This is a genomic window from Pseudomonas sp. A-RE-19 (assembly GCF_019956555.1).
Taxonomy (GTDB): Bacteria; Pseudomonadota; Gammaproteobacteria; order Pseudomonadales; family Pseudomonadaceae; genus Aquipseudomonas.
Genome location: NZ_JAHBDQ010000011.1, coordinates 244,876 through 257,363, shown reverse-complemented (window position 1 = coordinate 257,363; position 12,488 = coordinate 244,876). Strand labels below are relative to the sequence as shown.

The 12,488-nt window shown below is 59.6% G+C and carries 9 protein-coding genes; 6 read left to right on the top strand and 3 right to left on the bottom strand.

The genetic code is table 11. The features are described 5' to 3' along the window. Nucleotides 1–13 precede the first annotated feature (13 nt). Nucleotides 14–508, top strand: a complete 495-nt coding sequence (locus tag KGB14_RS09315) for a GreA/GreB family elongation factor (protein ID WP_223485886.1) — start codon at nucleotides 14–16, stop codon at nucleotides 506–508. Between the two features lie 84 nt (nucleotides 509–592). Here the strand turns inward: KGB14_RS09315 and ettA are convergent, their stop codons facing one another. Then, a complete protein-coding gene (ettA, locus tag KGB14_RS09310; protein WP_223485884.1) occupies nucleotides 593–2,257 on the bottom strand; it encodes an energy-dependent translational throttle protein EttA in 1,665 nt (554 codons plus the stop codon). Between the two features lie 286 nt (nucleotides 2,258–2,543). On the opposite strand from ettA, the gene KGB14_RS09305 reads away from it, so the two are divergent. The 5 genes from KGB14_RS09305 (at nucleotide 2,544) to KGB14_RS09285 (ending at nucleotide 11,049) form a co-directional block, all read left to right on the top strand. Next, the gene (locus KGB14_RS09305) at nucleotides 2,544–6,392 is read left to right on the top strand and encodes a bifunctional diguanylate cyclase/phosphodiesterase (RefSeq protein ID WP_223485882.1); all 3,849 of its coding nucleotides are present in this window, start codon (nucleotides 2,544–2,546) and stop codon (nucleotides 6,390–6,392) included. Between the two features lie 222 nt (nucleotides 6,393–6,614). Continuing rightward, nucleotides 6,615–7,868: a serine hydroxymethyltransferase gene (gene glyA / locus KGB14_RS09300; RefSeq protein ID WP_223485880.1), complete on the top strand. Its 1,254-nt coding sequence runs from the start codon at nucleotides 6,615–6,617 to the stop codon at nucleotides 7,866–7,868. Between the two features lie 359 nt (nucleotides 7,869–8,227). Further along, a complete protein-coding gene (locus KGB14_RS09295; protein ID WP_223485878.1) occupies nucleotides 8,228–9,541 on the top strand; it encodes a C4-dicarboxylate transporter DctA in 1,314 nt (437 codons plus the stop codon). 67 nt (nucleotides 9,542–9,608) lie between these two features. Further along, nucleotides 9,609–10,313 carry a FadR/GntR family transcriptional regulator gene (locus KGB14_RS09290; protein ID WP_223485876.1) on the top strand — a complete coding sequence of 235 codons (705 nt, stop codon included), beginning with the start codon at nucleotides 9,609–9,611 and terminating at the stop codon, nucleotides 10,311–10,313. 28 nt (nucleotides 10,314–10,341) lie between these two features. Next, complete coding sequence (locus KGB14_RS09285) at nucleotides 10,342–11,049, top strand: GntR family transcriptional regulator (RefSeq protein ID WP_223485874.1); 708 nt, start codon at nucleotides 10,342–10,344, stop codon at nucleotides 11,047–11,049. A 103-nt stretch (nucleotides 11,050–11,152) separates the two neighbouring features. Here KGB14_RS09285 and yjiA read toward each other — a convergent pair whose 3' ends face one another. Continuing rightward, complete coding sequence (yjiA, locus tag KGB14_RS09280; RefSeq protein WP_223485871.1) at nucleotides 11,153–12,124, bottom strand: GTPase; 972 nt, start codon at nucleotides 12,122–12,124, stop codon at nucleotides 11,153–11,155. A 161-nt stretch (nucleotides 12,125–12,285) separates the two neighbouring features. Then, nucleotides 12,286–12,483 carry a YbdD/YjiX family protein gene (locus KGB14_RS09275; protein ID WP_007937254.1) on the bottom strand — a complete coding sequence of 66 codons (198 nt, stop codon included), beginning with the start codon at nucleotides 12,481–12,483 and terminating at the stop codon, nucleotides 12,286–12,288. Nucleotides 12,484–12,488 lie beyond the last annotated feature (5 nt).

Sequence of the window (12,488 nt, the reverse complement as noted above, 5' to 3'; positions counted from 1 at the left end):
ACGGGAGAACAGAATGAGTCGCGCCTTCGTCAATGAAGATAACGCCGCCGCACAAGCCGACCAGCCCGTCGAACGACAGGTCAGCGCGCAGCCCAATTACGTCACGCCCGCCGGTCTGGCGCAGCTTCAGGCGAAAGTCGCCGAGCTGCAAAACCTGCTGGATGAGGAAAGCGCCAAAGGTGAACTGGCCGATAAACAGCGCCAGGCCGACCTCGATCGCGACTGGCGCTACTTCAAGCAGCGCCTGCAAAGCGCCCAGGTGGTCGCACAGGCTTCCTCGACCAACAAAGTGCAGATTGGCAACTGGGTGACCTTTGCCGACGAACACGATCATGAGCAACGTGTGCAATTGGTCGGAGAAGACCAGGCGGATGCCGCCCATGGGTTGATCAATTGGAGCTCGCCGCTGGGGCGGGCGTTGCTCGGGGCGCAGGTGGGCGATGAGGTGTTGTGGAAGCGGCCGGCGGGGGATTTGGTGATTGAGGTGTTGACCATAGAGGCCGGGTAAGTTCGATGACGCCGCGATCTCGCCTGTAGAAGAACAAAAAACGGAGCCCGAAGGCTCCGTTTTTTCTATGCGACCAACCTGAAATCAGGCCAGTTTCTTGTGCCGTACACGGTGCGGCTGGGAAGCCGCTTCGCCGAGGCGCTTCTTGCGATCGGCTTCATACTCGGTGTAGTTGCCTTCGAAAAACACGGCTTGCGAGTCGTCTTCGTACGCCAGGATGTGAGTCGCGACTCGGTCAAGGAACCACCGATCATGGGAGATCACAATGGCGGCGCCCGGGAAGTCCAGCAGGGCTTCTTCCAGGGAACGCAGGGTTTCAACGTCGAGGTCGTTGGACGGTTCGTCGAGCAGCAGGACGTTGCCGCCCTCTTTCAGGGTCAGGGCCAGGTGCAAGCGACCACGCTCACCACCGGACAGGTCCTTGACGAACTTCTGCTGATCACCACCCTTGAAGTTGAAGCGACCCACGTAGGTGCGCGACGGGATCTCGTAGTTGCCGATGCGAATCTGGTCGGAACCGTCGGAGATCTGCTGGAACACAGTCTTGCTGCCATCCAGGTCTTCACGGCTCTGATCGACGCACGCCAGTTGCACGGTTTCGCCGACTTCGATGCTGCCCGAATCCGGCGTTTCCTTGCCCATCAGCATGCGGAACAGGGTCGATTTACCGGCACCGTTACCGCCGATCACGCCAACGATGGCGCCTTTAGGCATGGAGAACGACAGGTTGTCGATCAACACACGATCGCCGTAGCCCTTGCTGACGTTCTTGAACTCGATGACCTTGTCACCCAGGCGCGGACCGGCCGGGATGTAGATCTCGTTGGTTTCGCTGCGCTTCTGGAATTCCTGCGATTGCATTTCTTCGAAGCGTTGCAGACGAGCCTTGGATTTGGACTGGCGGGCCTTGGCGCCTTTGCGCACCCACTCCAGTTCTTCCTTCATGGCTTTTTCATGAGCCGATTGCTGCTTGGATTCGGCGGCCAGACGATCGGACTTGGCTTCGAGCCAACCCGAATAGTTGCCCTCGTACGGAATACCGGCGCCGCGGTCGAGCTCGAGGATCCAGCCGGCGACGTTATCCAGGAAGTAACGGTCGTGCGTGATCGCAACCACGGTGCCCGGGAAATCGTGCAGGAAGTGCTCCAGCCAGGCGACGGAATCGGCGTCCAGGTGGTTGGTCGGTTCGTCGAGCAGCAGCATGTCCGGCGCGGACAGCAGCAGGCGGCACAGGGCCACACGACGCTTTTCACCACCGGAAAGATGTTCAACCTTGGCATCCCAGGCCGGCAGACGCAGCGCATCGGCGGCGACTTCCAGTTGGCGATCCAGGTTGTGACCGTCGCTGGCTTGCAGGATGGCTTCGAGCTTGGCCTGTTCTGCCGCCAGTTTGTCGAAGTCGGCATCCGGTTCAGCGTAGGCCGCATAAACCTCGTCCAGGCGCGCCTGAGCGTCCTTGATCACGCTGACCGCTTCCTCGACCACTTCACGCACGGTCTTGGTCGGGTCCAGGATCGGTTCTTGCGGCAGGTAGCCAATGTTCAGGTCCGGCATCGGACGGGCTTCACCGTCGAACTCGGTATCGACGCCAGCCATGATTTTCAGCAGCGTGGACTTACCCGAACCGTTGAGACCGAGTACGCCAATCTTGGCGCCGGGGAAGAACGACAGCGAAATGTTTTTCAGGATTTCCCGCTTCGGCGGAACAACTTTGCCCAGCCGATGCATGGTGAAGACGTATTGAGCCATGGAGAACCTTGGGTCAGTGACTGATGAATGATTGGAGCGCAGGCGATGCCCGGCCAGGCCATGCGCGTCGTTCGTTTGATGGGTATCAAGGCGTGCGCGCTGAAAAAAACCTGATTCTAGGAGCTGGAACGCTCCTGCGTAACCGGCAAAGCTACCTTATTGATAGGAGGCAGTCCAGCCGAGCGGGACTGGCACTTCGCCACAACTCAAGGCATGCTAGCCGCCCTTCGGGCGTCCGGCTTATAGTGCACGTCGCGCCAGTCCAGCCAAACCGCAGGATTACAGTTTGTCCAATGTCTCTCCGCCATCGTCCGCGAGCGCACTCAATCCTGCGACCGGCTCGCCCCTGCGCGGAACCTTGAAGGGCGCGCTGGCGACTCTCGTGCTGTTGCTGCTCGCACTGCTGTTCTGGCAGCTGCTGGATCAGCTTCGCGAAACCCAGAAAAACCAGCGCCAGTACACCATCGACTACTCCGCCGATCTGGCTGCGCAAGTCAGCCTCAACATGGCGCTCAATGCCCAGATCGCCCTTAATCTGCTACCGATCATCGAACAACCGCAAAGCGCCGACGAACAGCAGGCGTTGCTGCGCAAACTGCAACAATCGCTGCCCGACCTGCGCAGCCTGGCGCTGCTCAGCCCCTCCGGAAAAATCCTCAGCGACAGCGCCGCCGACAGCCAGGACGCCAACTACCTGAGCGAACTGGTTCAGCGCAGCCGCGCCCAGGCCCACTATTTCAGCAATGCCGATGACGGTTCGGTGGTACATCTGCTCCTGCATCAGGCCAGCGGCAGCACCCGCGGCTATTGGGCCCTGCGCCTGACGCCGACGTTTTTCTCCTCACTGACCAAACAGCGCGACGTCGGCATCCGCCCCCTGTGGCTGGTGGAAAACCGCATCAATCATCAGATCATCAGCCGCGATGACGCCCAGCCCTCGGCCAAACCGGCCGTGTTGACACCCGATGAACTGGCCAACAGCGTGCTGACAGTCCCCCTGAGCAGCAGCGATTGGCAACTGCGTGGGTTGTTCGACCGGCAACGGGTGATCGAACAACTGTTGCCGGCCTTCATCGGCAAATGCCTGCTGGGCCTGGCCTTTTCCCTGTTGCCGTTCATCGCGCTGCTGAACATTCGTCGCCGTCAACGTCAATTGCATGAGGGTCGCCGACGCTATCAGGACATTTTCGAAGGCACCGGCGTTGCGCTGTGCGTGCTCGACCTGTCGGGGCTCAAAAGTATTTTCGACAAGGCTCAGCTCAATAGCAGCGGGCAATTGAAAGCCTGGCTCGAGACACCGGAGCAACGCCAGCAACTGCTGCAGGAACTGCGCATCACCGAGGTCAACCAGGTTGCCCTGCAACTGCTCAACGTCAACTCCTGCGATCAGGCCTGGAAGCTGCTGATCGACGGCTGCCCATTGGACTGCACGGCCATCGGCAATCAAGTGCTCGAAGCGGTGCTCAACCAGCAGAAACAGCTTGAGCTGGAAATCAAGCTCCAGGACGCCAATGGCCGCGACCAGCACGTGTGGCTGGTATTGCGCCTGCCGGAAGATCAGGCCGACTACAAAGCAGTGATCCTGAGCATCAGCGACATCACCAGCCGCAAGCTCATCGAGCTCTCGCTGCTGGAGCGTGAAGGGTTCTGGTCCGACGTGGTGCGTACCGTGCCGGATCATCTGTATGTGCAGGACGTGATCAGCCAGCGGATGATCTTCAGCAACCATCACCTGGGGCAGACGCTGGGTTACAACCGCACCGAACTGCACCAGATGGGCGAGTACTTCTGGGAAATCCTGCTGCACCCCGAAGACGCCGACTATTACCACCGTTCGCGCCAGTCCCAGCGTCACGCGGGTTACACCCAGTTGCTGCAATGCCAGCTGCGCTTCCGTCATCGCGACGGCAAATGGCGGCGTTTCGACATTCGCGAACAGGCCCTGGCGCGGGACAAGCACGATCAGGTCACGCGCATCATCGGCGTGGCCAAGGACATCACCGAACAGATCGAAGCCAGCGAGTCCCTGCGCGATAGCGAGCAACGCTACCGCATGCTCGCCGAAAGCATCAGCGACGTGATTTTCTCCACCGACAGCAAGATGGCGCTCAACTACGTCAGCCCCTCGGTGCAAGCCGTGCTGGGCTTCGACGCCGACTGGATATTCCAGAACGGCTGGCAATCGACCATCGCCAACCCGCAACAACTGAGCGGCATCTACAGCCTGATGGACCGGGTCAGCAAAGCGCTGGATAAACCCGATCAACTGGCGCTGCTGCGCAGCCAGGTGCAGACCCAACTGTTTTTGTTCGACTGCCTGCGGGCCGATGGACGCAAGATCCCCATCGAGTTGCGTCTGGTGCTGGTCTGGGACGAGCACGGTGCCTTCGAAGGCGTGCTCGGGGTCGGCCGCGACATCAGCCAGCAACGTCGGGCCGAGAAAGACTTGCGCATGGCGGCCACGGTATTCGAACACTCGACCTCGGCGATTCTGATCACTGACCCGGCCGGCTACATCGTCCAGGCCAACGAAGCGTTCAGTCGCGTCAGCGGTTATGCCGTGGCCCAGGTCCTCGACCAGTTGCCGAACATGCTCACCGTCGATGAGCAGCAGGAAGCCCATCTGCGCTATGTGCTCAAGCAATTGCATCAGCACAGCACCTGGGAAGGTGAAGTCTGGCTCAAGCGACGCAATGGCGAGCATTACCCGGCCTGGGTCGGGATTACGGCGGTACTCGACGATGAAGGCGATCTGGCCAGCTACGTGTGTTTCTTCAGCGACATCAGCGAACGCAAGGCCAGTGAGCAACGGATTCACCGCCTGGCCTATTACGACGCCCTGACCCACCTGCCCAACCGCACGCTGTTCCAGGATCGCCTGCACACCGCGCTGCAATCGGCTGAACGGCAGAAGTCCTGGGTGGTGCTGATGTTCCTCGACCTGGACCGTTTCAAGCCGATCAACGACTCCCTGGGCCACGCCGCCGGCGACCGCATGCTCAAGGAAATGGCCACGCGCCTGCTCGGTTGCGTCGACGATGACGACACCGTGGCACGTATGGGCGGCGATGAATTCACCTTGCTGCTGCAACCGCGGGTCAACCGGGAGATTGCGCTGAACCGGGCGATTCATGTGGCCGAACAGATCCTCGCCAGCCTGGTGAAACCGTTCGTGCTGGAAGGCCGCGAGTTCTTTGTCACCGCCAGTATCGGCATCGCCCTGAGCCCTCAGGATGGCAGCGAACTCAGTCAGCTGATGAAGAACGCCGACACCGCGATGTACCACGCCAAGGAACGCGGCAAGAACAACTTCCAGTTCTATCAGGCCGACATGAACGCCAGCGCCCTGGAGCGTCTGGAGCTGGAAAGCGACTTGCGTCATGCCCTGGAGCAAAACGAATTCGTGCTGTACTACCAGCCGCAATTCAGCGGTGACGGCAAACGCCTGACCGGCGCCGAAGCCCTGCTGCGCTGGCGCCATCCGCGACGCGGTCTGGTGCCGCCGGGGGATTTCATTCCGGTGCTCGAAGAACTCGGGCTGGTGGTGGATGTCGGCGACTGGGTAATCGGCGAAGCCTGCCGTCAGCTCAAGAGCTGGCATCAAGCCAAGGTGCGGGTGCCGAAGGTCTCGGTGAACATTTCAGCCCGGCAGTTCTCCGACGGGCAACTCGGCACGCGGATCGCCACCATCCTCAAGGAAACCGGCCTGCCGCCGGCGTGCCTGGAGCTGGAGCTGACCGAAAGTATTCTGATGCGTGAAGTCAGCGAGGCGATGCAGATCCTCGCCGGGTTGAAAAATCTGGGCCTGAGCATCGCTGTGGATGACTTCGGCACCGGCTATTCATCGCTCAACTACCTCAAGCAATTCCCCATCGACGTGCTGAAGATCGACCGCACCTTCGTTGATGGCCTGCCGTCCGGCGAGCAGGACGCACAAATCGCCCGGGCGATCATCGCCATGGCCCACAGCCTCAATCTGGCAGTGATCGCCGAAGGCGTGGAAACCCACGAGCAACTCGACTTCCTGCGTGAGCATGGTTGCGATGAGGTTCAGGGGTATCTGTTTGGACGACCGATGCCGGCGAGTCGGTTCGAGGCGCAGTTCAGCAATGATGCGTTGTTCATGTTTGACTGAGTTTTTTGGGTGCCTCAGATGACGCCATCGCGAGCAGGCTCGTTCCCACATTTGGAATGCGTTCCCCTGTGGGAGCGAGCCTGCTCGCGATGAGGCCAGCAAGATCACCGCTGATGCCCTCATGAACACCACTTGTCTGCGACATGATGTCCTTTCATATGCCATCTAAAACCCATTGGGTTAGAATGCCTCCCTTTTCTGCCCCGATCCTTGAGGACCGCCATGTTCAGCCGTGATTTGACTATTGCCAAGTTCGACGCCGACCTTTTTGCCGCCATGGAGCAAGAAGCTCAGCGCCAGGAAGAACACATTGAGCTGATCGCTTCGGAAAACTACACCAGCCCTGCAGTAATGGAAGCTCAAGGCTCGGTATTGACCAACAAGTACGCCGAAGGCTACCCGGGCAAGCGCTACTACGGTGGTTGCGAGTTCGTCGACGTGGTTGAGCAACTGGCCATCGACCGTGCCAAAGAACTGTTCGGCGCCGATTACGCCAACGTTCAGCCACACGCCGGTTCGCAAGCCAACAGCGCCGTTTACCTGGCCCTGCTGCAAGCAGGCGACACCATTCTGGGCATGAGCCTGGCCCACGGTGGTCACCTGACCCACGGTGCCAGCGTTTCCTCCTCCGGCAAGCTGTACAACGCCGTTCAGTACGGCATCGACGCCAATGGCCTGATCGACTACGACGAAGTCGAGCGTCTGGCGGTCGAGCACAAGCCAAAAATGATCGTGGCCGGTTTCTCTGCCTACTCGCAGATTCTGGACTTCCCGCGTTTCCGCGAAATCGCCGACAAGGTTGGCGCCTACCTGTTCGTCGACATGGCTCACGTGGCGGGTCTGGTCGCCGCTGGCGTCTACCCGAACCCGGTTCCTTTCGCTGACGTCGTGACCACCACCACCCACAAGACCCTGCGCGGTCCACGTGGCGGCCTGATCCTGGCTCGCGCCAACGCCGACATCGAGAAGAAGCTGAACTCCGCAGTATTCCCGGGCGCCCAGGGTGGCCCGCTGGAGCACGTGATCGCTGCCAAGGCGATCTGCTTCAAGGAAGCGCTGCAGCCTGAGTTCAAGACCTACCAGCAACAAGTGGTGAAAAACGCCCAGGCCATGGCCGGCGTATTCATCGAGCGCGGTTTCGACGTGGTGTCGGGCGGTACTCAGAACCACCTGTTCCTGCTGTCGCTGATCAAGCAGGAAATCTCCGGCAAAGACGCCGACGCCGCACTGGGCAAAGCGTTCATCACCGTGAACAAGAACTCGGTACCGAACGATCCACGCTCCCCGTTCGTCACCTCCGGTCTGCGTTTCGGTACACCGGCAGTGACCACTCGCGGCTTCAAGGAAGCAGAGTGCAAAGAGCTGGCCGGCTGGATCTGCGACATCCTGGCTGACCTGAACAACGAAGCGGTGATCGACGCCGTTCGTGAGAAGGTCAAGGCCATCTGCAAAAAGCTGCCGGTATACGGCGCTTGATTGCACCGCTAAACCGTAGCAATGAAAAAACCGGCCAGTGATGGCCGGTTTTTTTTCGTCTGCCATAGAGGCCATAAAGATCAAAAGATCGCAGCCTTCGGCAGCTCCTACAAAGGCTGCGAAATCACGGTGTACGCGGTTTATGTAGGAGCTGCCGAAGGCTGCGATCTTTTGATTTTCAAGAGGCTCACTCCACCGGTCAGACCGGTCATGCCAATTTCGCTATTCCCCCTTGTAATCCTGAAAAAATCCAGCGTAGACTGCGCCTGCACTGGACATACCGGTAAGACCACAATAATTAAGTCCTGAATCTGATGCGCTCGCGCACGGCAGCCAGGACACCGACCAGGATTCCTCCCATGCTCAGATGGTGCTCGCGTTCAATCTTCCTCCAAGTGGTTCTCGGACTGGTGCTCGGCATCGTCTGCGGGCTGACCCTTCCTGAATACTCCGCCCAGCTCAAACCGCTGGGCGACGGTTTCATCAAACTGATCAAGATGCTCATTGGCCTGATCGTGTTCTGCGTAGTGGTCAGCGGCATCAGCGGTGCCGGCGACCTCAAGAAAGTCGGCCGCATCGGCCTCAAGTCGGTGATCTACTTTGAAGTGCTGACCACCATCGCCCTGGTGATCGGTCTGGTGTTCGCCTTCAGCACCGGTATCGGCAGTGGCGCGAACATTCATCTGGAACAGCTCTCCGCCGCGGACATAGGCGACATCGCCCAGCGCGGTCAGCACATGCATACCACCACGCAGTTCCTGATGGACCTGATTCCGACTTCGGTGATCGGCGCCTTCGCCGATAACAACATCCTGCAAGTCCTGCTGTTTTCGGTGCTGTTCGGCAGTGCGTTGAATCTGGTGGGCGAAGCGGCGTCGGGTATTTCCCGGTTGATCAATGAGCTGAGCCACGTGATCTTCCGCATCATGGGCATGATCGTACGCCTGGCGCCGATCGGCGTGTTCGGGGCGATTGCCTTCACCACCAGCAAATATGGCCTGGATTCGCTGCAACACCTGGGCAGCCTGGTCGGCCTTTTTTACCTGACCTGCACGGCATTCGTGGCGCTGATTCTCGGCCTGGTAATGCGCCTTTCGGGCCTGCGGATGTGGCCTCTGCTCAAGTACCTGCGCGAAGAACTGCTGATTGTCATGGGCACCGCCTCTTCCGACGCCGTGCTGCCACAAATCATGCGCAAGCTTGAGCACCTGGGCATCGGCAGCTCCACAGTCGGGCTGGTGATTCCGACCGGGTACTCGTTCAACCTTGATGGTTTTTCGATCTACCTGACCCTGGCCATCGTGTTCATCGCCAACGCCACCGGCACGCCGCTGGCCATGACCGACTTGCTGACGATTCTGCTGGTGTCGTTGATAACCTCCAAAGGCGCCCACGGGATTCCCGGTTCGGCGCTAGTGATTCTCGCAGCGACACTGACGGCGATCCCGGCAATTCCGGTGGTCGGTCTGGTATTGGTGCTGGCGGTGGACTGGTTCATGGGCATCGGCCGGGCGCTGACCAACCTGATCGGTAACTGCGTTGCCACCGTGGCCATCGCCCGTTGGGAAAAAGACATCGATATCCAACGCGCGAACAAAGTGCTGTCGGGCCAGCAGGGTTATACCTTCCAGCCGAGAAAGCCTGTCGGCCCGGCGCATCAACAGGAATTCTGAATAATCGCCGTGCCTGCCTGAGGGCAGGCACGGTCATCAATCGTTATGGATGCTCATGGAGCGAACAGTGATCACCACATCAACCGTCGTCAATTCAGTCGTAGAAAAACTTCGGGCCGCTCTGGCCCGTGGTCAGTGGCGCTCCGGCGAGATGCTGCCAGGGCAGCGTGAGCTGGCCGAACAACTGGGCATCAGCCGCCCGAGCCTGCGTGAAGCGGTGATCGTGCTGGAAACCCTCGGGCTGGTGCGCTCCATGCCGGGCAAAGGCGTGGTGGTGCTGGAAGCCAATCTCAACGACAGCCAACGCCACGACAGCGCGGTCGCCGGGGCTAGCCTGGAAGACGTGCTGCAACTGCGTTACACCCTCGAGCCATTCATTGTCGGCCTGGTGGCGCAGTCGATCAGCAGCAAGGAAGTCGGGCAACTGCGCCTGACCCTGATGGACATGCGCGAAGCGCTCGAGGCCAATGACAGCGAAGCCGGCGTGAACGCGTACATCGCATTCCACGAAGAGCTGTTCACGTTGACCTCGAACCCGATTTTCCAAAGCGTGGTGCAACAGACCAGTAATGCCCTCAAGCAAAGCGCCGATGTGCTGCGCAATTCGCCGGAGCACCTGGCGGAACGCCTTGAAGAAAACGAAGCCGTGGTGCGCGCCATTCGCAGCAAGAACAGCGCCCAGGCCAGCGCCGAGATGCGTCGGCACATCCTTCGGGAAGGCCAACGGATGGGCATCGAATTGAACATCCCGGACGACCACCTCGCCAGTTGACCCCCCCTCTTCGAACTGGAGACAGGCCATGAACAGCTTCGCCTCACCACAGATATTCACTGCCCTGCCCTTCTCTCGAACGGACACCGGGAAGCCGCCAGCGGATGATCTCTATTCACGGATCTTCGACGCCATTCTCGAACAGCGCATCCATGCAGCCAGTCGTTTTACCGAAGACAGCCTGGCGCAGATGTTCAGCGCTCGACGCAGTGACATTCGTGGCGTGCTGACGCAGCTGTCCCATCAGCAGATCATTACACTTCGGACCCATCATCGTCCCCGAGTCGCCGCGCCCGATGCCGAGCAGATTCGACAGACGCTGCATGCGCGACGACTGACCGAAACCACGCTGGTTCGACTGGCCTGCCAGCAACCTCGTCCGCAAGACTTGAAACGCCTGCGTGCCCTGATCAATAGCGAACGCCAATGCACGACGCGTGGTCCGGCCATTCGATTATCAGGGGAATTTCATCTGCAACTGGCCGAAATGGCGGGGAACGCACCGCTGGCGCATTTTCTCGGCAGCCTGGTGCCGCTGACTTCGTTGGCGATTGCACAGTATGACGCTCAGACCGGTGATTATTGCGGCTGGCAGGCGCATAGGGAGATTGTCGACGCAGTGGAGCGTGAGGATGTTACGACGGCCGAGAGATTGATGACCCGGCACCTGGATAATCTTGAGGAAGCACTGCTGAATTCTGGATCGGTAATCAGCCAGAATCGTGTTGCCGGTTAGATCGCCATCGCGAGCAGGCTCGCTCCCACATTTGAAATGCATCCCCCTGTGGGAGCGAGCCTGCTCGCGAAAGCGGCATCAGGCTCGCTGAAAATATCGGGGCTTATTCTGCCGCGACCCGCGCAAACCCCTCACGAATCTTCTCTTCCGGCAAATCATCGGCAATGAACACGATCACGCTTTCGCGCGTGTCATCGTCCGCCCATTCGGTATCCCAGTCGAAACCGTACAACTTCAGCACGCCCTGAAACACCATGCGTCGCGGCTCACCAAGAATGTTCAAAACACCTTTGTAACGCAGCAGTTGCTTGCCATGGTCTTCCAGCAGTTCGTTCATGAACTCACTGAGCTTGTCGATATCCAGCGGTTTGTCGGTACGCAGCACCAGGCTGGAAATTCGGTCGATGGACGGTGCCTTGCTCACTGGACGCAGACTGACGCCACCGCCGAGATCGGCATTGAGGTTGAAGCCGCGCACGTCGAGCAGTTCGGCCAGATCAATCTTGCCGTGCTCGACCACGCGAATCGGCGCGCGGCGATTGATGCGGCTCAGACGCTCGCTGAGGGCGGTGAAGGTCGGCTCGTCCACCAGATCCCGTTTACTCACCAGCAAGCGGTCGGCAAAACCGATCTGCGCCTGGGCGATGGTCTGGGTCAGGTGGTGTTCGGCATGCTTGGCGTCGACCAGGGTGATGATGCCATCGAGGATGTAGCGCTCGCGCAGCTCTTCGTCGATGAAGAAGGTTTGCGCTACAGGGGCAGGATCAGCCAGACCGGTGCATTCGATCACCAGGCGATCGAAGGCGATTTCGCCGCTGTCCAGGCGCTCGAGCAGCAGGTACAGCGCCTTGGTCAAATCGGTGTGAATGGTGCAGCAGACGCAGCCGTTGGACAGCGTCATCACTTGCACCGGCTCGTCACCCAATAGCTGGGTGTCGATGCCGGCGTCACTGAATTCGTTTTCGATCACGGCGATTTTCAGTCCGTGCTCGGCTTTGAGCAGGTGGCGCAGCAGTGTGGTCTTGCCGGCGCCTAGAAAGCCGCTGAGGATCGTTACCGGAATGGGAGAGGACAAACGGGTTCTCCTGTTTCACAAAGTTAAAAAACAACACAAAACAAATGTGGAAGCGGGCTTGCTCGCGAAGAGGTCGTGTCAGTCGACATTAATGTTGAATGACACACCGCTTTCGCGAGCAAGCCCGCTCCCACAGGGATTGCATCAGCCAGGCTGTTGCATCAACAGCACTTCGGCCCACCCTTGCCACCGTAACGAGCCTCTTGGCGCTCCCGAAAGAACGCCTCGTAGCTCATCACCGGTTTGTCCGGGTGTTTGGTTTGCATATGCTCGACGTAGTTGTCGTAGTCGGGCATGCCGACCATCAGGCGCGCGGCCTGACCGAGGTATTTACCGAGGCGACTCAGGTCATTGAACATGGTGC